The organism is Streptomyces sp. NBC_00887 (assembly GCF_045207585.1).
In genome coordinates this window covers 5,361,166-5,379,796 of the sequence record NZ_CP108788.1, presented here as the reverse complement: position 1 = coordinate 5,379,796, position 18,631 = coordinate 5,361,166, and the positions used below count along the sequence as shown (strand labels likewise).

Here is an 18,631-nt window from a genome sequence, read left to right as displayed (position 1 = left end):
ATCTACGCGGGGAAGCGGCGGCCGACCAGCCTCCAGGCCAGTTCCAGGGCGGCCGCCGCCACCGCCGCGATCGCGACCGCCGTCCACGGCATCGACGCCCCCACCAGCTTCAGCGCGAAGAAGTGCTGGAGCCACGGGACCACCAGCACGATCAGGAAGCAGAGCCCCATCGTCGCGACCAGGGCGACCCGCCACCAGGTGTAGGGGCGGGCGATGATCACCAGGACCCACATCGAGACCAGGAACAGCGTGAGCGTCGCCGCGCTCGTCTCGGCGTCCAGCGCGTCCTCGCCGGTGTACGCGTGCCGGGCCACCAGGTACGTGGTGAAGGTGGCCGCCGCGGCGATGGTCCCGGACGGAATCGCGTACCGCATGACACGGCGTACGAAGTGGGGCCGGGCCCGCTCCTTGTTGGGCGCGAGCGCCAGGAAGAACGCCGGGACGCCGATCGTCAGCGTGGAGAGCAGCGTGAGGTGGCGCGGCAGGAACGGGTACTCCACCTGGAAGCAGACCACCAGGACCGCCAGCAGCACCGAGTAGACGGTCTTCGTCAGGAACAGCGTGGCGACCCGGGTGATGTTGCCGATGACCCTGCGGCCCTCGGCCACCACGGACGGCAGGGTCGCGAAGCTGTTGTCGAGCAGCACGATCTGGGCCACGGCGCGGGTCGCTTCCGAGCCCGAGCCCATGGCGACCCCGATGTCGGCGTCCTTCAGCGCGAGGACGTCGTTCACGCCGTCACCGGTCATCGCGACCGTGTGGCCGCGCGACTGGAGGGCCGCGACCATGTCCCGCTTCTGCTGCGGGGTGACCCGGCCGAAGACCGCGTTCTGCTCGATGGCGGTGGCCATGTCGTCCCGGTCGGCGGGCAGCCGGCGGGCGTCCAGGGTGTGCTCGGCGCCCGGGAGGCCCAGCTTCTTCGCGACCGCGCCGACGGACACGGCGTTGTCACCGGAGATGACCTTCGCCGCGACGTTCTGGTCGGCGAAGTAGGCGAGGGTCTCCCCGGCGTCGGGCCGCAGCCGCTGTTCGAGGACGACCAGCGCGGTGGGTACGGCCCCGGCGGCCGCGTCGGGTGCGTCCAGCTCGCCGGGCACCCGGGCCAGGAGCAGGACGCGCAGGCCCTGTTCGTTGAGGTGCCCCGTCTCGGTGAGCGCGGGGTCGTCGGCGGGGAGCAGCACGTCGGGGGCGCCGAGGAGCCAGGCGGAGGCGTCCCCGTTGCCTTCGGCGAACGAGGCGCCGCTGTACTTGCGGGCCGAGGAGAACGGCATCGCCTGGGTGACCTTCCAGCCCTCGCCGTCCGGGTACGCGTCGATGATCGCCTGGAGGCTGGCGTTGGGCCGTGGATCCGAGGCGCCGAGGGCGCCGAGGACGCGGTGGACGTACGCCTCGTCGGAGCCGTTCAGCGGCCGCACCCCGGTGACGTCCATGCCGCCCTCGGTGAGGGTTCCGGTCTTGTCGAGGCAGACGATGTCGACGCGGGCCAGCCCTTCGATGGCGGGGAGCTCCTGCACGAGGCACTGCTTGCGGCCGAGCCGGATGACGCCGATGGCGAAGGCCACCGACGTGAGCAGGACGAGGCCCTCGGGGATCATCGGGACGATTCCGCCGACGGTCCGGGCGACGGAGTCCTTGAAGTTGTTGTCCTTGACGACGAGCTGGCTGATGATCAGCCCGATCGCGGTCGGCACCATCATCCAGGTCACGTACTTGAGGATGGTGCTGATGCCGCTGCGGAGCTCGGACTGGACGAGGGTGAAGCGGGACGCCTCCTCGGCGAGCTGCGAGGCGTACGCCTCGCGGCCGACCTTGGTGGCGGTGAAGGCCCCGCCGCCCGCGACGACGAAGCTGCCGGACATCACGGGGTCGCCGGGGCGCTTCACGACGGGGTCGGCCTCGCCGGTCAGGAGCGACTCGTCGATCTCCATGCTGTCGGCCTCGGCGACCACGCCGTCCACGACGGCCTTGTCCCCCGGCCCCAGCTCGACCAGGTCGCCGAGGACGATCTCGGAGACGGAGACCTCGGCGGCGACTCCGTCCCGCCGCACCGTGGGTTTCGCCTCGCCGATGACGGCGAGGCTGTCCAGGGTCTTCTTGGCGCGCCATTCCTGGACGATGCCGATACCGGTGTTGGCGATGATCACGAAGCCGAAGAGGCTGTCCTGGATCGGCGCGACGAGCAGCATGATCACCCAGAGCACGCCGATGATCAGGTTGAACCGGGTGAGGACGTTGGCCCGGACGATTTCGGTGACGGAGCGGGACGAGCGCACCGGCACGTCGTTGACCTCGCCGCGCGCGACGCGTTCGGCGACCTCGGCGGTGCTCAGTCCGCCGGCGCGCAGAGGCTGTACGAGGCCGGTTTCCGGCTGCTCCCCGGAGGGTTCGAGTGCCCGCTGAGTCATGGTTCCGACCGTACGGGCGGAAGGAGTGATTCACCCCCCGGAGGCGGGAAGATCCGACCGGGGTACCAGACGGATGGTCCCCCGGTAGTACGCCGGCGCCGAACGCCGGAGTGCGTCAGCCCTGAACGCCGCTGTCCGGGGTGTCCCGGGCGGCCGGCGAGGACGCCTCCGCCGCGGCCCGCTTGATCGCGGCGTCCCGTCCCCGGACGTACCAGATGCCGATGAGCCCGAGACCGGCCCCGGCGAGGCAGGTCCACACCCACCAGGCACTTCCGCGGTCGTCGAACCACCCGTAGAAGGGGAGCTGCACGACGAAGAGGACGAACCAGAGGATCGTGCCCCCGGTGACGGTGGCGACGACGGGCCCCTCAAGGGGTTCGGGTGCCTCGTGCTTCGGTGTCCACTTCGCCATGGCCACAGTCTAGGGCCCTTCCGTCCGTACCCGGTCGGAGCGGTCGGCCGGGCAGCCGGCCCAGGGGTCTACGCGCGGAGATAGCGATATTCCGTTGATGTATTCATACTGAATCTGCTTACGGATGTCTCGAATTATTCGTGTGAACATCCAAGACTGACTGATTTCACCCCCCTGGTTCCCACCCCCGATGCACGACTGAAGGTCATACATGTCCCCCTCGGCCACCGCTCAGGTCGACCCCGAGCAGCCTCCGGCTCCGCAGCAGCCGCACGGCGGCCTGGACCGCTATTTCAAGATCTCCGAGCGGGGGTCGTCGGTCGCGCGCGAGATCCGTGGCGGATTCGCCACGTTCTTCGCGATGGCGTACATCATCGTGCTCAACCCGATCATCCTCGGCAGCGCGAAGGACATGTACGGGCACCAGCTCGACGGCGGTCAGCTCGTCACCGCCACCGTGCTCACCGCCGCGTTCTCCACGCTCCTGATGGGCGTCATCGGCAACGTGCCGATCGCGCTCGCGGCCGGTCTCGGTGTCAACACCGTCGTCGCCCTCCAGCTCGCCCCCCGGATGAGCTGGGCGGACGCGATGGGCATGGTCGTCCTCGCGGGCATCGTCGTGATGCTGCTCGTCGCGACCGGTCTGCGCGAACGCGTGATGAACGCCGTGCCGAAGTCGCTCCGCAAGGGCATCGCGATCGGCATCGGCCTGTTCATCCTGCTGATCGGTCTGGTCGACTCGGGCTTCGTCTCCCGCATCCCGGACGCCGCGCACACCACCGTGCCGCTCCAGCTCGGCAACGACGGCCACCTCAACGGCTGGCCGGTCCTGGTCTTCATCCTCGGCACGCTGCTGACCCTCGCGCTGATCGTCCGCAAGGTGCCGGGCGCGATCCTGATCTCCATCGTCGCCATGACCCTCGTCGCGCTGTTCATCGACGCCGTGGCCGATCTCCCGGCCGGAGCGTGGGGTCTGACCGTCCCGGAGTGGCCGGGCAATCCGGTGGCCTCCCCGGACTTCGGGCTGATCGGTGAGGTCAGCCTGTTCGGCGGCTTCGAGAAGGTCGGCTACCTGACCGGCATCCTCTTCGTCTTCACCGTGCTGCTGTCCTGCTTCTTCGACGCGATGGGCACCATCCTCGGCGTCGGCGACGAGGCGAAGCTGATGGACAAGGACGGCCACTTCCCGGGCATCAACAAGGTGCTGTTCATCGACGGCGTCGCCGTCGCCGCGGGCGGTGTGAGCTCCTCCTCCGCATCGACCTGCTTCGTGGAGTCCACGGCGGGCGTCGGTGAGGGAGCCCGCACCGGACTCGCGAGCGTGGTGAGCGGTCTGCTCTTCACGGTGGCGCTGTTCCTCACGCCCCTGGCGACGATGGTCCCCTCGCAGGCCGCCACCCCGGCACTGGTCGCGGTCGGGTTCCTGATCCTCGCGGGCTCGGTCCGGGACATCGACTGGAACGACTACACGCTCGCGATCCCGGCCTTCCTCGCGATGCTGATGATGCCGCTCACCTACTCGATCACCAACGGCATCGGCATCGGCTTCATCACGTTCTGCGTGCTGCGCCTGGTGGCCGGCCGCGGCCGCGAGGTCCCGGTGGCCATGTACGTGGTCTCGGCGGTCTTCGTCTTCTACTACGCCATGCCGGCGCTCGGCCTCACGTAGCCCCCTGCGGGCGCGTCCACCCCCTACGGGGCGGATCTCCGTCATGTGACCCGGTCGGCCGGGTCCGCGTGACGGGGGTCCGCCCCGTAGAATTTTTGCGTCTCGTCGACGGCCGCGTTGAAGCGCTCGTCGAAATCGTTGCGGATGAGCGTCTGGACCACGTAGTCCTGGACGCTCATTCCGCGTCTGGCGGCGTGCTGGCGGAGCCGGTCGTGCAGCTCACCGTCTATGCGCAGGCTGAGCACTGTCGATCCCATGCCAAGCAGGGTCGCGGCACGTGTGGCCTTTTCGAGGTGCTTTCCACCCCATACTCACTCGTTTGGGTGATCAATTCCTCGCGCGCGTACCACCGAGTGGTCTTTAGTGTAGCTAATGAGTTAGGCTAATAAACATGCCTGACCTGATCCACGACGGCGACAGTGCCGCCGCCGTGAGCTCCATTCGCTCCGCCGTGATGCTGCTGGGCCGGCGGCTCAAGCACCAGCGTGTCGACGAGTCGCTGAGCCCCACCGAGATGTCGGTGCTCGGCACTCTCGCCCGTTGCGGTTCGGCCACCCCCGGTGAGCTGGCCCGCAAGGAGCACGTGCAGCCGCCGTCGATGACCCGCATCGTCGCGCTGCTGGAAGCGAAGGGACTGGTCAGACTGGAACCGCACCCCGATGACCGTCGGCAGAAGATGGTCAGCCGGACCGAGCAGGCGGAAGCCATGCTCGCGGAGAGCCGCTCCAAGCGGAACGCCTGGCTGGCCGACCTCGCCGAAGGCCTGGACGAGGACGAGTGGGAGAAGCTGCGGGCCGCCGCGCCCGTGCTGGAGAAGCTCGCCCACCTCTGACCCCGATCGGGCGCGCAGGCCCGGCAGTCCCGCGCGCCCGCTGTCACGTCCCCGTCAGTCCGTACGTCGTATACGCCCGAGGAGGCGAACCCTTTTGAGTACGGGATCCGGAGCAGACTCCGCCCCCGCACCGACTTCCACCCACGAGAGCAAGACCGGCGGGACCTTCTCGTCGCTGAAGATCCGTAACTACCGTCTGTTCGCCACGGGCGCCGTGATCTCCAACACCGGTACCTGGATGTCCCGCATCACGCAGGACTGGCTCGTCCTGAGCCTCACCGGGTCCGCCGCCGCCGTCGGTATCACCACGGCCCTCCAGTTCCTCCCGATGCTGCTCTTCGGCCTGTACGGCGGCGTCATCGCCGACCGGCTCCCGAAGCGGCGTCTGCTCCTCATCAGCCAGGCCGCGCTCGGGCTGTGCGGTGTCGCACTCGCCGTGCTGACCCTCTCCGGCGTCGTCCACGTCTGGCACGTCTACCTGATCGCGTTCCTGCTCGGCATGGTGACCGTCGTCGACAACCCGGCGCGCCAGTCGTTCGTCTCCGAGATGGTCGGCCCCGCGCAGCTGCGCAACGCGGTCAGCCTGAACTCGGCGAACTTCCAGTCCGCCCGGCTGATCGGCCCCGCCGTCGCCGGTGTCCTGATCACCACGGTCGGCAGCGGCTGGGCCTTCATGTTCAACGGACTGTCGTTCCTCGCCCCGCTCATCGGCCTGCTGATGATGCGGACGAGCGAGATGCACGCGTCGGTGACCGTGAAGCGTGCCAAGGGCCAGCTGCGCGAGGGCCTGCGCTACGTCTCGGGCCGCCCCGACCTGATCTGGCCCATCGTCCTGGTCGGGTTCGTCGGAACGTTCGGTTTCAACTTCCCGATCTTCCTGACCGCCTTCGCGGACGACATCTTCCACGGCGGTGCCGGGATGTACTCGTTCTTCAACATCCTGATGGCGGCCGGCTCCCTGGCCGGAGCGCTGCTCGCCGCCCGCCGCCGCTCGTCGCGGCTGCGGATGCTGGTCGCCGCGGGCACGGCGTTCGGCCTCCTGGAGATCGCGGCAGCGCTCTCGCCGTCCGTCTGGCTGTTCGCCCTGCTGCTGGTCCCGATCGGCATGATCGGTCTGACGACCAACATCATCGCCAACACCAGCGTGCAGATGGCCGCCGACCCGGAGATGCGGGGCCGGGTGATGAGCCTCTACATGATGGTCTTCGTCGGTGGTACGCCGGTGGGCGCCCCGATCGTCGGCTGGATCAGCGACGCGCACGGCGTCAGGACCGGCATGATGGCCGGCGGAGCACTCTCGATGACGGCCGCGATCGGCGTCGGCATCATGCTGGCCCGCGTCGGCGGTCTGCGCCTGAAGGTCGACCTGCGCCCGGGACACCCGCACGTGCGGTTCGTCCCCCGCGAGCAGTTGGCCACGGCGGCCTGAGCCGTCCCGCGCACGCTGCCCTTCCCCGACGGGGGAGGGCAGCGTTCTTCGTTCAGTCGCGGGGGAAGTCGCCGGTCTCCAGCGTGAGGCCGACGACGGTTCCGGTGAGGTCGAGCGGATCGCCGAATCCGAGGCTCAGCACACTGCGGTACGCGTCGTCCTTCGGGAGCGTGTGGAGATGCCACTTGCCCTTGTACGGGTCGGCGATGACGTAGACGGGCACGCCGGCGATTGCGTACGTGGCCTTCTTGGGGCCGTAGTCGTTGGCTGCCGTGTCCTTCGAGATCACCTCGGCCACGAACTCGATGTCCTGGTAGCGGCAGCGGCCCTTGGCGTCCGGCTGGGCGCCCTCCGCCATGGCCTGACGCGCAGCTGCTTGATGATCCACCCCGTCGCACGGGCGTGCGGGCAGCCGCGTACAACGATACGCACGGCGACCAGGACACGCCGGTAGCTGCCAGACTCCGCGCATGAGACTGTTCGCTGCCGTCCTGCCGCCCGCCCCGGCCGTCGAGGAACTCCACAGGGCAGTGGTCCCGCTGCACGCCCTGCCCGGCGCCGTGAACCTGCGCTGGACGGCTGTGGAGGGATGGCACTACACCCTCGCCTTCCTCGGCCATGTGGACGAGGAGCTGCTGCCGGAGCTGTACATCCGGCTGGAGCGTGCCGCGCACCGGACCGAGCCCTTCCCGCTGCGCATCCACGGCGGCGGCAGGTTCGACGGGCGGGCCCTGTGGGCGGGGGCCGCGGGCGGGCTCGACACGCTGCGGCTGCTGGCCGAGCGGGCCGACGCCGCCGCCCGCCGGGCCGGGGTGTCGATGGAGGAGCACCGCCGCTACACCCCGCACCTCACTCTGGCCCGCAGCCGCGTCCAGGCCGACCTGACCCCGTTCACCGCGGCGCTCGACGGCTTCGAGGGCGTCCACTGGGAGGCCGGTGAGCTCAGTCTCGTACGCAGCAACCTGCCCGTGGACGGGGTGGTGGGGGAGCAGCCCAGGTACGAGGTGGTTCAGGCCTGGCCGCTGGGGAGGTGAGCGGGCCGGTTACGCTCTCCGGGTGGACCCGAAGACCAGAAACCGCATCATGGCGGCCGTGCTCGTACTGATGTTCGTCGTTGTCGCGGCGGCGGCCGCCCTCGGGGGCTGAGCCCGGCGAGGACGGCCGTAGGAGCTGCGCCCCCACCGGGCGGAGTCTCCGGCGTCCGCCTGTGTCAGCCCCTGCGTACGCCCTCCGCGAGCTCGCCGGCCAGTGACCGCACGGCGGCGAGCCCGGCCGGCAGGTCCGGCGCGTCGAGCAGCAGCTTCACGAACGCCGAGCCGACGATCACACCGTCCGCGAAGCCCGCGACCTCCTTGGCCTGGACGGCGTCGGAGACGCCGAGACCGACGCAGACCGGCAGCTCGGTGGTGGCGCGGGTGCGGCGCACCAGCTCCTGGGCCTGCGCGCCCACGGACGCGCGGGTGCCCGTGACGCCCATCAGTGAGGCGGCGTACACGAAGCCGGAACCGGCCTCGGTGATGGTCGCCAGACGTTCGTCCTTGCTGCTGGGAGCCACGACGAAGACGGTCGCGAGACCGTGCTTCTCCGCGCACGCACGCCACAGCGCGGACTCCTGGACCGGCAGGTCGGGCAGGATGCAGCCCGCGCCGCCGGCCTCGGCCAGCTCTTCCGTGAAGCGCTCGACGCCGTACCGGTCGATCGGGTTCCAGTACGTCATGACGAGCACCGGGGCCCCCGTCGCCCCGTGCGCCTCGCGGACCGTACGCATCACGTCGGCGATCTTCACCCCGCCCCGCAGCGCGATGTCGTCGGCGGTCTGGATGACCGGCCCGTCCAGCACCGGGTCGCTGTGCGGCAGCCCGACCTCGACCACGTCCGCGCCGCCCGCGATGACCGCCTTGGCCGCCTCGATACCGCCGTCGACGGTCGGGTACCCCGCCGGGAGGTAGGCGATGAGGGCTGCCCGGTCCTCGGACCTCGCCCTGGCGAGTGTGTCGCTCAGCAACTGGATGCGTCCCGTGGTGACGCAGGCCGTACTCACGTGTTCTCCCCCTCGGAGTCGTACAGGCCGAAGTAGCGGGCGGCCGTGTCCATGTCCTTGTCGCCGCGGCCGGACAGGTTGACGACGATCAGGCCGTCCCTGCCCAGTTCCCTGCCCAGGTCGAGGGCGCCGGCCAGCGCGTGCGCGGACTCGATCGCCGGGATGATGCCCTCGGTGCGCGACAGCAGGAGCAGGGCCTGCATCGCCTGGTCGTCGGTGATCGCCCGGTACTCGCCGCGGCCGATGTCCTTGAGGTAGGCGTGCTCGGGGCCGATGCCCGGGTAGTCGAGGCCGGCCGAGATCGAGTAGGGCTCGGTGATCTGGCCTTCGTCGTCCTGGAGGACGTAACTGCGTGAGCCGTGCAGGATTCCCGGCTCACCCGCGGTCAGGGTCGCGGCGTGCTCGCCGGTCTCGACGCCGTGTCCGGCGGGCTCGCAGCCGATCAGCCGGACGCTGTCGTCCGGGATGAAGGCGTGGAAGAGGCCGATGGCGTTGGAGCCGCCGCCGACGCAGGCGACGGCCGCGTCGGGCAGCCGGCCGGCCCGCTCCAGGATCTGGCGGCGGGCTTCGACGCCGATGACCCGGTGGAAGTCGCGGACCATCGCCGGGAAGGGGTGCGGACCGGCGACCGTGCCGAAGAGGTAGTGCGTGCGGTCGACGTTGGCGACCCAGTCGCGGAAGGCCTCGTTGATGGCGTCCTTGAGGGTCCTGGAGCCGGACTTCACGGCGATGACCTCGGCGCCGAGCATCCGCATCCGGGCCACGTTCAGCGCCTGGCGCTGTGTGTCGATCTCGCCCATGTAGATGGTGCACTCGAGGCCGAAGAGGGCGCACGCGGTCGCGGTCGCGACACCGTGCTGACCGGCGCCGGTCTCCGCGATCACACGCGTCTTGCCCATCCGCTTGGTGAGCAGCGCCTGGCCCAGCACGTTGTTGATCTTGTGTGAGCCGGTGTGGTTCAGGTCCTCCCGCTTGAGGAAGATCCGCGCCCCGCCCGCGTGCTCGGCGAACCGCGACACCTCGGTGAGCGGATTCGGCCGGCCCGTGTAGTTGACCAGCAGGTCGTTCAGCTCGTCGGCGAACGCCGGGTCGGACTTCGCTTTGTCGTACTCGACGGCGACCTCGTCGACCGCGGCGACGAGCGCCTCGGGGATGAACTTGCCGCCGTACGCGCCGAAGTAGCCCTCGGCGCTGGGGACATGCCCCGCCGGGGCGGGAATGAACGAGGTGGCCCGTCCCCCACGGACGGGCCGCGTCCATCGGATGCCGACGCACGGCGGCACTTGCCTGGAGTGGGCTCGAAGCAGTTGGCTTGTGACCCATGAAGTACACGCAGCTCGGACGCACCGGACTCAAAGTCAGCCGACTCGTCCTCGGCACGATGAACTTCGGTCCGCAGACAGACGAACCGACCAGCCACGGCATCATGGACGCCGCCCTCGACGCAGGCCTGAACTTCGTGGACACCGCCAATGTCTACGGGTGGGGTGAGAACAAGGGCCGTACCGAGGAGATCGTCGGCACCTGGTTCGCGCAGGGCGGAGGACGCCGCGACAAGACGGTCCTCGCCACCAAGGTGTACGGGAACATGGCCGGTGACGGAGCCACCGTCTGGCCCAACCACGACCGGCTCAGCGCGGTGAACATCCGCCGGGCCGTGGACGCTTCCCTCAAGCGCCTGCAGACCGACCACATCGACATCTACCAGTTCCACCACATCGACCGGCACACCCCGTTCGAGGAGATCTGGCAGGCGATCGACGTCCTGGTCCAGCAGGGCAAGATCCTCTACGCCGCGTCCTCCAACTTCCCCGGCTACAAGATCGCCCAGGCCAACGAGCTGGCGAAGGCGCACGGCCGCGTCGGACTCGTCAGCGAGCAGTGCCTGTACAACCTGGCCGAGCGCCGCGCGGAGATGGAGGTCATCCCGGCCGCGCAGGAGTACGGCCTCGGCGTCATCCCGTGGTCGCCGCTGCACGGCGGCCTGCTCGGCGGTGTGCTCAAGAAGGAGTCCGAGGGCAAGCGCCGCAAGGACGGCCGTTCGGCGGGCGCGCTGGAGCGCACCGAGGTCCGTGAGCAGGTCAAGGCGTACGAGGACCTCCTGGACAAGCACGGCCTGGAGCCCGGCGAGGTCGCCCTCGCGTGGCTGCTGACCCGGCCCGGCGTGACCGGCCCGATCGTCGGCCCGCGCACCCAGGAACAGCTGGACTCCGCGCTGCGCGCCCTCGAACTGGAGTTGAGCGAGGAGCTCCTCGCGACTCTGGACGAGATCTTCCCGGGTCCCGGCCCGTCTCCGGAGGCCTTCGCCTGGTGATCGACCAGGCACCGTCGAGGCCGTCGCCCGCTCCGGTGGGCGACGGCCTTCGTACGCGCGCTCTGCTCACCCCCGCCGCGCGAAGCGGTCGAGCGCCGCCAGCACCGCGCGGCCGGTCGCCGGGCCGCCCAGGTGGCCCGCCGCGTCGATCACCGTCAGCTCGGCGTCCGGCCACGCCTTGGCCAGCTCCCACGCCGTGGTCAGCGGCCCGCCCAGGTCGAAGCGGCCATGCACCAGGACCCCGGGGATACCGGCGAGGCGGCCCGCGTCGCGGATGAGCCGGCCCTCCTCCAGCCACGCCGCGTGGGCGAAGTAGTGCGAACAGATCCGGACGAAGGCCTCCCGGGCGCGGTCCGGCCGGCCGCTGTACGGGGCCGGGCCGGTGTACGCCTCCATGGACAGCACCGCGTCCTCCCAGGCGCACCAGTCGGCCGTCGCCCTCGCCCGTACGTCCGGGTCCGGGCTCTCCATCCGGCGGGCGTACGCGGCGACGAGGCCGTCGGGCCCCTCCGCCTCCGGGACACCGGCCCGGAACAGGTCCCAGGCCTCGGGGAAGATCTGCCCCGCGCCCCGGTACAGCCAGTCGATCTCGCTGCGGCGGGTCGTCGTCACCGCGGCGATCACGATCTCCGAGACGCGTTCCGGGTACTGCTCGGCGTACGCGAGGATCAGCGTGGAGCCCCAGGAGCCCCCGTACAGCAGCCACTTCCCGATGCCGAGGCGGGTGCGCAGGAGCTCCATGTCGGCGATCAGGTGGGGTGTCGTGTTGTGCCGCATGTCCGCGGCCGGGTCGCTCGCGTGCGGGGTGGAGCGGCCGCAGTTGCGCTGGTCGAACAGGACGACCCGGTACAGGTCCGGGTCGAAGTACTGCCGGGGCCGGGGGCCGCACCCCGAGCCCGGGCCGCCGTGGACGACCAGGGCCGGTCTGCCGGCCGGGTTGCCGCAGACCTCCCAGTACACGAGGTTGCCGTCGCCGACGTCGAGCATGCCCTGGTCGTACGGCTCGGTCGGCGGGTACTTCTCGTCCGGCTCGCGGTCCACGGCGGCGTCCCCTCGGCTCGACGGCGTGCGAAGGGGACAGCGTAGTCAGCCCTTTCGCGGCACCAGGACGAGCCGACCCCGCACTCCGCCCTCCGCGAGACGGCGGTACGCGTCCGCTGCCTGCTCCAGGGGGTAGGTGCGCGCCACCCGCGGCGTCAGGACGCCCGCGTCGACCAGCTTCACCAGCTCGGCGAGCCGGTTGCCGTCGGCGGCCACCTCCACGACCTGGACCCGGATGCCCCGCACGCCCGGGGGGTCCGCCTGCGGGATGACGCCCACGTAGTCCCCGCCGTCCCGGACGTACGCCAGCGCGTCGGCCCCCAGCACGGCCGTGTCCAGCACCGCGTCGAACGGGCCCGCCGCCGCACCGCGTTCCACGAACCGGTCCGCGCCGAGGGACCGTACGAGCTCCTCGTCGGCTGCTCCGGCCACCCCGACGACCGTGATCCCGGCCCGGTGGGCGAGCTGTACCGCGTATCCGCCGACCGCACCCGCCGCGCCCGTCACCAGCAGGGTGGACCCGGGGGCCAGGTCCAGCAGCTCCAGTGCCTGCGCGGCGGTCTGGGTGTTCAGCGGCACGGTCGCCGCATGGGCCGCGTCCACCGATTCCGGGGCGGGCGCGACCGCGGTGCTGTCCACCACCACGTACTCGGCCTGGGTCTTGGCCGGCGCCGGCCCGTACGCCAGCGCCACCACCTCGGCCCCGGCGGCGAACGGCGCGCCCGCACCCGCCGCGTCCACGGTCCCCGCTACGTCCCAGCCGAGCCCCAGCAGCCCTTCCTCCGGCAGCGGGACGAGGAATCCACCGCCGTACGCCGCGTCCACCGGGTTGAGGGCTGCCGCGGCCACCTTGATCCGCACCTGCCCGGGACCCGGCTCGGGCAGCGGGGCCTCCACGATCTCCACGACCTCGGGTCCGCCGAACCTCTTGACCACCACTGCACGCATATCGATCTCCCTGATTCCCCGGGCGCGGGGGCCCGTGAACGGTGCGGGTTTCTCCCGCCCCACAAACCTAGGAAGAGTTACTCTCTTTCGGTAAGTACGTACTCCGAGGTGCGTAGGCCACCCACAGGTAGGACCGGAGGCAGCACACGCATGGCTACACGCACCGCGGCCCAGCGCCGCGAGGAAGCCCGATCCGTGTACGACGCCTTCCTCAGGGAATGCCCGACCAACCAGCTGCTCGGCCGCCTCGGCGACAAGTGGGTCAGCCTCATCGTCAGCGCCCTGCGCGAGGGCCCGATGCGCTACAGCGACCTCGGTCGCAGGATCGCGGGGGTGAGTCAGAAGATGCTGACCCAGTCGCTGCGCTCTCTGGAGCGTGACGGCCTCCTCACGCGCACCGTGACACCGTCCGTGCCTGTCCGCGTCGACTACGAACTGACGGAGCTCGGGCACAGCCTGAGCGGTCTGCTGTCCGCGGTGAAGACCTGGGCCGAGACCAACTTCGACCAGGTCCAGGAGGCCCGGGAGCGGTACGACGAGGAGGCCGCGGCGTGAACGCGACCCCTCGGGTGCTTGCCGTCCTGGAAGATCTGCTCGCCTCCGCCGCCCCCGGTGAACGCGGCGCCCTGTGGCACCTCGCCGAGCAGGGGCGGGAGTTGGACGCGAACGTCGTGCACCTGCCGCCGGACGCCACGGTGGGCGAGCACCAGGAGGACGTGCTGGACGTGCTGCTGGTGGTCCTCGCGGGCGGCGGGAGCCTGCTCACGGGCGGCGCCACCCTGGACCTCGCCCCGACCACGGTCACCTGGCTGCCCCGTACCTCCCGCCGCGCCCTGGAGGCGGGGCCGGACGGGATGACGTACCTGACGGTCCACCGCCGCCGTCCGGGGCTGACGATCGAGCCTGCCGTCCGGGCCCCGGCGGCGGCGTACGAGGGCGGCGAGGCCCCGTGCATGCTGGACCTGGTCTGCCCGGAGTGCGGACGGCTGTCGGCGGACCGGAACCCCAGGTTCTGCAGTGCCTGCGGGGAGCCGTACCCGGAGCGTTGACCACCGGCCCGGGTACGGCTCACGGGCTCAGGCGATCGCGCCGGCCATCTGGGTCGCGCCCGACTCCGTGCCGTCCGCGTACACGACGGTGAAGCGGTAGAAGAGCGTGGTCGCCTTCGGCTGGTCGGCGTCGTGCCACGACATGGGGTAGGAGATCTCGCCCGTACCGAGGAGGTCGAACGTCCCTGTCGCCGGGTTCCAGCGGCGGACGTTGAACCCGGTGGCCTCGCTGCCGTTCTCGTTCGTGGTGTCTTCGAGGTACAGGTTGAAGTAGCTCGGCCCGTTGGGGTGGATCCAGGTGAAGGGCGAGCCGGTGGCGGGCGGCACGGTCGGACGGAGGTCCAGCTCGGTGACAGCGGTGACGGTCGCGCCGCTGTCCGGGGTGAGCTGGTTGCCGTACTGGTCGACGCCCACGACGGCGTAGCGCACCTGCTGGCCGTCGGCGGGGGTGACGTCGTGCCAGGTCGTCCCGGTGAGCCACGGGCGCTCGTTGGTGCGGTCGCCCACCGGCGTCCAGTCCCACCGACCGTCGGCGAACGTGCCGCGCAGCACCCGGTAGTGGTCGAGGGACGGGTCGCCGCTCGCCTTCCAGGAGACCGTGACGCCGTTCTCCGTGGGGACCGTGGTGACGCCCTCGATCGCGGCGGGCGAGGTCGTGTTGCCCGCGACGGAGACCGGGAGGTCGGTGGACGAGGTGCCCGGGTTGCCCTCCCAGTCCTTGGCGACCACCCAGTAGTAGTAGGTGGTGCCGGGCTTCACGGTGTTGTCGACGAAGGTGGTGGTGCCCTTCAGCCCCTGGGCGACCTCCCACACCGTGATTCCGGAGGCGCGCGGCTTGAGCGACCGGAAGACCGACCAGCCCGCGAAGTCGGAGCTGGTCCCCTCGGAGGCGTCCCAGGAGACGGTGACGCCGGTCTCGCCCTCCGTGACCCGGGTGCCGAGCGGGGTGTCGACCGGGCCGGTCAGGTCGTCGCTGTAGTACATGGCGGTGCCCGAGGCCGGGGACTCGTTGCCGTGCGTGTCGACGGCCGTGACGACGTAGTAGTAGACGTCACCGGTCTGCGGCAGCGGTCCGCTGTACCCGCCGCCCGTGGAGGCCAGCCGGTTGGCCGGGGTGAGGGCGACCGGCAGGGAGGTCGAGCGGTAGACCCGGTACTCGGCGAGGTCGGGCTCGGTGTTGCCGTCCCAGTAGAGGGTGATCTTGGTGGGGCTGCCCATGGCCCAGTTGTCCTCGACGCCCTTCGGGGCGGCGGGGGCGGTGCGGTCGACGGTGGTGATGCCGAGGTCCGCGGTACCCGAGGAGGTGTTGCCGGCCTTGTCGTAGGCGCGGACCTCGTAGTAGTAGACGTTGCCGTCCTTCGGGACGGTCGTGTCGGTCCACGAGGTGGCCGTCGTGGTCGCGAGGGGCTTCGCGGGGTAGTCGGCGCCCTTCAGCCGGCGGTACACGCGGTACCCGGCGAAGTCCATCTCCTTGTTCGCCGCCCAGCTGACCTTCGTGGACGTGGTCGCCGTGCTGTAGACGGCGGTGGTCCCGGTGGGCACGAGGGGCTTGACCTTGTCGACGGTCGCCGTGGTGCGCGGCGTGTACGCGAACTTGACGTTCGCGGCGCCCGTCCAGTTGACGAAGTCGATCCGGAGACTGTGCTTGCCCGACGGGATGGTCAGGTTGACGGTCTTGGAGACGGTGTCGGCGACGTTCTTCCACACGTCGACCTTGCGGACGCCGTCGACGTACACGCGGATGCCGTCGCGGGAGGACGCGGTGAAGGTGAAGGGCCCGCCGGAGCCGAAGTCGCGGGTCATGGACCAGCGGACGCCGAAGTCGTTGGAGGGCATGCCCTGGTAGCCGGGCGCGCCCGTGCCCCAGTTCTGGTCGATCACGGAGTCGCAGTCCGTGCCCTTGGGGGTCCCGGTGAAGGTGGTGTTCGCGTAGAACGTCCGCGTGAAGACGGGCGAGGCACAGGTCACGGCGGCGGACGCGGGGGCTGCCGCGGTGAGCAGGCTGCCCGCGGTGGCGAGTACGACGGCGCTCGCGGTGGCGACCGTCGTTCCTCTGGGTCGGTTCATGCGTTCCTTCGGTCTTGATCGGGCAGCGTGCGACTGCCTCGGAAGATCAAGACTCTTGACGACCGCGCTTGGTTGTAGGCCACAGGGAGAACCGATGCTCCGGACCTCCCGGCCCCCGGACGCCCGCCGCACGCAGGCCCATGAGCTCGCGGGGGTGACCGACGGCAGGTGACATGCCGCCGATGGCGCAATGGAGCCGCTGGGCCGCCGGGCTGGGTCACGCTGTGGGCGTTCGGCCGCTGTCACGTCGGGATCCCGCGGGTGTCCGGTGCGGCAGGTTTCGCCGGACCGCTGGTGCACGAGAGGCGAAGGGCGTCGTGAAGCACACCGGGATCGACTACGAGGCGGTTTTCCAGGCCTTGCCGGCCGCGGCGGCCCTGCTCACCACCGACCTGATGTACGCAGACGTCAACGAGGCGTATCTGCGCGCGTCGGGACGCACCCGTGGCCAGATCGTCGGCCGCTACATGTTCGAAGTGTTCCCGGACAACCCCAACGATCCCGCCGCGTCCGGCACGCGCAACCTCCAGGCGTCGCTGCTGCGGGTGGCTGCCACCGGGGAGCGCGACGCCATGGCGCTGCAGCGCTACGACGTCGAGGACCCCGACCGGCCCGGCCACTGGGAGGAGCGGTACTGGAGCCCGGTCAACGCCCCGGTCGTCGACGCGGACGGCCGGGTGGCGCTGGTGCTGCACCGGGTGGAGGAGGTCACCGAACTGATCCGCGCCCGTGGCGGGCGGTCCGGCGGGGACCGGACCAGGGCCCTGGAGGCCGAGCTGTACACCCGCGCCCGGGAGCTCCAGGAGGTCAACGAGCGGCTGCGCCGGGCCCACGCCCGTGAACGCGAGGTCGCCCTGAGCCTGCAGTCCGCCATGCTCCCCGCGCCCGGACCGCTGGGCCGCCGTGGCGCTGTGCGCTACCAGCCCGCAGTCGGGTCCCTGAACGTGTGCGGCGACTGGTACGACCTGGCCGAACTGCCCGGCGGTCGTTTCGCGGTCGCGGTGGGCGACGTCGTCGGCCACGGCCTGACCGCGGCCGGCGTCATGGGCCAGCTCCGCAGTGCGCTCAGTGCGGCAGTCCGTGTGGCCGACGGCCCCGCGGCAGCCCTCGACGCACTCGGCCTCTACGCCCGCTCGGTGGACGGCGCCGAATCCACCACCGTTCTGCAGACGGTGATCGACTGCGACAGCCGCACCGTGACCTACAGCAGCGCCGGCCACCCCCCGCCCGTCCTGCTGCACGCCGACGGGACCGTCGAGTTCCTCGACCGGGCCACCGACCCGCCGCTCGGCGCCCGCTTCGAGCACGTTCCGAGAATCCAGGCCGAAGTGGCCTTCTCCGAGGGCGCGACCCTCGTTCTCTACACCGACGGCCTCATCGAACGCCGCCACGAGGACATCGACATCGGCCTGCACCGGCTCGCCGACTGCCTCGGCCGTCACGGGCAGGCGGATGCGGACACCCTCGCGGACACCCTGCTGGCGGAAATGATCCCCCCGGGTGGCAACACGGACGACACCGCTCTGGTCGTCGTCCGCCTGTGACCGTGCGGCGCGCGGCAGCGGCCCGGACCGGCCCGTGCACCGGTGACGTGCCCCTCCGCGACGCGCCTCAGCCGAGGCCCCCGTTGCTCTTCAGCAGCTGCCCGTTGACCCACTGCCCCTGCGGGGAGCACAGGAAGTCCACCAGGTGCGCGGTGTCCCGCGGGGTGCCGAGGCGGCCGAGCGGGGTGGCCCCGGCCATTTCCTCCTGCGCCTCGGGGGACATCCAACCCGTGTTCACCGGACCGGGGTTGACGACGTTGGCGGTCACGCCGAGGTGGGCGAGCTCGTGGGCGGCGGCGAGGGTGATGCGGTCCAGGGCGCCCTTGCTCGCCCCGTAGGGCAGGTTGTCGACCGTGTGGTCGCTGGTGAGGGCGACGATCCGGCCGGTGCCGGGCGTGGCGCGGAAGCGCAGCCCGTACTCGCGGATGAGCAGCCAGGTGGCGCGTGCGTTCACTGCGAAGTGCCGGTCGAAGCTCTCGAGGGTGGTGTCGAGCAGCCCGGAGTCGACGGACTCGGCGTGGCACATCACGAGGGCGGTGACGGGGCCCATCCGGCGTTCCGTCTCGTCGTAGATGCGCGAAGGGGCGTCCGGATCCGTGAGGTCCGCCTCGATCGCCGCGGAGGCCGCCCCGTGCGCTGCGAGCTCCGCGGCGATCGCCTCGGTGGCTCCGCTCTCGGCGCCCCAGGCCATGCGGCGGTCGTACGGTGTCCAGTAGGTGCAGGCGATGTCCCAGCCCGATGCCGCCAGTCGCCGGGCGATGCCCGCACCGATGCCGACGGTGCGGCCCACGCCGGTGATCAGCGCGAGTGGGCGGGTGGCGGTCCGGTTCTCGTCGATGTTCGTCACAGGGCGGATGATCAGGGCAGGGCCGTACTCGGC

17 protein-coding genes and 1 pseudogene are annotated in these 18,631 nt (G+C 70.8%); 8 read left to right on the top strand and 10 right to left on the bottom strand.

Features of this window, described 5'->3' with window-relative positions; translation table 11 throughout:
* Positions 1-2: 2 nt before the first annotated feature.
* The gene (locus tag OG844_RS24545; protein ID WP_406393098.1) at positions 3-2,405 is read right to left on the bottom strand and encodes an HAD-IC family P-type ATPase; all 2,403 of its coding nucleotides are present in this window, start codon (positions 2,403-2,405) and stop codon (positions 3-5) included.
* A 115-nt stretch (positions 2,406-2,520) separates the two neighbouring features.
* A complete protein-coding gene (locus OG844_RS24540) occupies positions 2,521-2,817 on the bottom strand; it encodes a DUF2530 domain-containing protein (RefSeq protein ID WP_406393096.1) in 297 nt (98 codons plus the stop codon).
* Between the two features lie 211 nt (positions 2,818-3,028).
* Between OG844_RS24540 and OG844_RS24535 the strand changes: the two genes are divergently transcribed.
* Positions 3,029-4,486, top strand: a complete 1,458-nt coding sequence (locus tag OG844_RS24535; RefSeq protein WP_406393095.1) for an NCS2 family permease — start codon at positions 3,029-3,031, stop codon at positions 4,484-4,486.
* A 41-nt stretch (positions 4,487-4,527) separates the two neighbouring features.
* Here the strand turns inward: OG844_RS24535 and OG844_RS24530 are convergent, their stop codons facing one another.
* On the bottom strand, positions 4,528-4,743 hold the full coding sequence (locus tag OG844_RS24530; RefSeq protein WP_406393093.1) for a toxin-antitoxin system HicB family antitoxin: 216 nt from the start codon (positions 4,741-4,743) through the stop codon (positions 4,528-4,530).
* A 134-nt stretch (positions 4,744-4,877) separates the two neighbouring features.
* Here OG844_RS24530 and OG844_RS24525 point away from each other — a divergent pair, with 134 nt between their 5' ends.
* Positions 4,878-5,318 carry a MarR family transcriptional regulator gene (locus tag OG844_RS24525; protein ID WP_329208567.1) on the top strand — a complete coding sequence of 147 codons (441 nt, stop codon included), beginning with the start codon at positions 4,878-4,880 and terminating at the stop codon, positions 5,316-5,318.
* A 94-nt stretch (positions 5,319-5,412) separates the two neighbouring features.
* Complete coding sequence (locus tag OG844_RS24520; RefSeq protein ID WP_406393091.1) at positions 5,413-6,747, top strand: MFS transporter; 1,335 nt, start codon at positions 5,413-5,415, stop codon at positions 6,745-6,747.
* 52 nt (positions 6,748-6,799) lie between these two features.
* Here OG844_RS24520 and OG844_RS24515 read toward each other — a convergent pair.
* Positions 6,800-7,108: pseudogene (locus OG844_RS24515) on the bottom strand (Uma2 family endonuclease); the annotation flags it as partial.
* A gap of 109 nt (positions 7,109-7,217) precedes the next feature.
* Between OG844_RS24515 and thpR the strand changes: the two are divergent.
* A complete protein-coding gene (thpR, locus tag OG844_RS24510) occupies positions 7,218-7,781 on the top strand; it encodes an RNA 2',3'-cyclic phosphodiesterase (RefSeq protein WP_406393089.1) in 564 nt (187 codons plus the stop codon).
* Positions 7,782-7,957: 176 nt separating this feature from the next.
* Here thpR and trpA read toward each other — a convergent pair whose 3' ends face one another.
* Entirely contained in the window at positions 7,958-8,788 is an 831-nt protein-coding gene (gene trpA, locus OG844_RS24505; RefSeq protein WP_406393088.1) for a tryptophan synthase subunit alpha, read from the bottom strand.
* A complete protein-coding gene (gene trpB, locus OG844_RS24500; RefSeq protein WP_406393086.1) occupies positions 8,785-10,071 on the bottom strand; it encodes a tryptophan synthase subunit beta in 1,287 nt (428 codons plus the stop codon). Before trpB ends, trpA begins: the two co-directional genes overlap by 4 nt.
* A 38-nt stretch (positions 10,072-10,109) precedes the next feature.
* Here trpB and OG844_RS24495 point away from each other — a divergent pair, with 38 nt between their 5' ends.
* Positions 10,110-11,102 (top strand): aldo/keto reductase, encoded by a 993-nt coding sequence (locus OG844_RS24495; protein WP_406393084.1) that lies wholly within the window; start codon positions 10,110-10,112, stop codon positions 11,100-11,102.
* A 66-nt stretch (positions 11,103-11,168) separates the two neighbouring features.
* Here the strand turns inward: OG844_RS24495 and pip are convergent, their stop codons facing one another.
* Both pip and OG844_RS24485 read right to left on the bottom strand, forming a co-directional pair.
* Positions 11,169-12,143 (bottom strand): prolyl aminopeptidase, encoded by a 975-nt coding sequence (pip, locus tag OG844_RS24490; RefSeq protein ID WP_406393082.1) that lies wholly within the window; start codon positions 12,141-12,143, stop codon positions 11,169-11,171.
* Between the two features lie 45 nt (positions 12,144-12,188).
* A complete protein-coding gene (locus tag OG844_RS24485) occupies positions 12,189-13,091 on the bottom strand; it encodes an NADP-dependent oxidoreductase (RefSeq protein ID WP_406393081.1) in 903 nt (300 codons plus the stop codon).
* A gap of 150 nt (positions 13,092-13,241) precedes the next feature.
* Between OG844_RS24485 and OG844_RS24480 the strand changes: the two genes are divergently transcribed.
* Together OG844_RS24480 and OG844_RS24475 are read left to right on the top strand one after the other, a co-directional pair.
* Positions 13,242-13,646, top strand: a complete 405-nt coding sequence (locus OG844_RS24480; protein ID WP_406393079.1) for a winged helix-turn-helix transcriptional regulator — start codon at positions 13,242-13,244, stop codon at positions 13,644-13,646.
* Positions 13,643-14,140 carry a hypothetical protein gene (locus OG844_RS24475; RefSeq protein ID WP_406393078.1) on the top strand — a complete coding sequence of 166 codons (498 nt, stop codon included), beginning with the start codon at positions 13,643-13,645 and terminating at the stop codon, positions 14,138-14,140. The genes OG844_RS24480 and OG844_RS24475 overlap by 4 nt, the downstream gene beginning before the upstream one ends.
* Positions 14,141-14,167: 27 nt before the next feature.
* Here the strand turns inward: OG844_RS24475 and OG844_RS24470 are convergent, their stop codons facing one another.
* On the bottom strand, positions 14,168-16,207 hold the full coding sequence (locus OG844_RS24470) for a fibronectin type III domain-containing protein (protein WP_406393076.1): 2,040 nt from the start codon (positions 16,205-16,207) through the stop codon (positions 14,168-14,170).
* A gap of 317 nt (positions 16,208-16,524) precedes the next feature.
* Here OG844_RS24470 and OG844_RS24465 point away from each other — a divergent pair, with 317 nt between their 5' ends.
* Entirely contained in the window at positions 16,525-17,751 is a 1,227-nt protein-coding gene (locus OG844_RS24465; protein WP_406393074.1) for a PP2C family protein-serine/threonine phosphatase, read from the top strand.
* Positions 17,752-17,818: 67 nt separating this feature from the next.
* On the opposite strand, the gene OG844_RS24460 is transcribed toward OG844_RS24465, so the two are convergent.
* Positions 17,819-18,598 (bottom strand): SDR family oxidoreductase, encoded by a 780-nt coding sequence (locus OG844_RS24460; protein WP_406393072.1) that lies wholly within the window; start codon positions 18,596-18,598, stop codon positions 17,819-17,821.
* Between the last annotated feature and the right edge of the window lie 33 nt (positions 18,599-18,631).

Bases quoted from the DNA above. Each gene is read 5' to 3' on its own strand.
- OG844_RS24540 (WP_406393096.1), bottom strand. From the start codon at position 2,817: ATGGCGAAGTGGACACCGAAGCACGAGGCACCCGAACCCCTTGAGGGG.
- OG844_RS24480 (WP_406393079.1), top strand. From the start codon at position 13,242: ATGGCTACACGCACCGCGGCCCAGCGCCGCGAGGAAGCCCGATCCGTG.
- OG844_RS24495 (WP_406393084.1), top strand. From the start codon at position 10,110: ATGAAGTACACGCAGCTCGGACGCACCGGACTCAAAGTCAGCCGACTC.
- thpR (WP_406393089.1), top strand. From the start codon at position 7,218: ATGAGACTGTTCGCTGCCGTCCTGCCGCCCGCCCCGGCCGTCGAGGAA.
- OG844_RS24525 (WP_329208567.1), top strand. From the start codon at position 4,878: ATGCCTGACCTGATCCACGACGGCGACAGTGCCGCCGCCGTGAGCTCC.
- OG844_RS24545 (WP_406393098.1), bottom strand. From the start codon at position 2,405: ATGACTCAGCGGGCACTCGAACCCTCCGGGGAGCAGCCGGAAACCGGC.
- OG844_RS24530 (WP_406393093.1), bottom strand. From the start codon at position 4,743: ATGGGATCGACAGTGCTCAGCCTGCGCATAGACGGTGAGCTGCACGAC.
- OG844_RS24470 (WP_406393076.1), bottom strand. From the start codon at position 16,207: ATGAACCGACCCAGAGGAACGACGGTCGCCACCGCGAGCGCCGTCGTA.
- OG844_RS24485 (WP_406393081.1), bottom strand. From the start codon at position 13,091: ATGCGTGCAGTGGTGGTCAAGAGGTTCGGCGGACCCGAGGTCGTGGAG.
- OG844_RS24535 (WP_406393095.1), top strand. From the start codon at position 3,029: ATGTCCCCCTCGGCCACCGCTCAGGTCGACCCCGAGCAGCCTCCGGCT.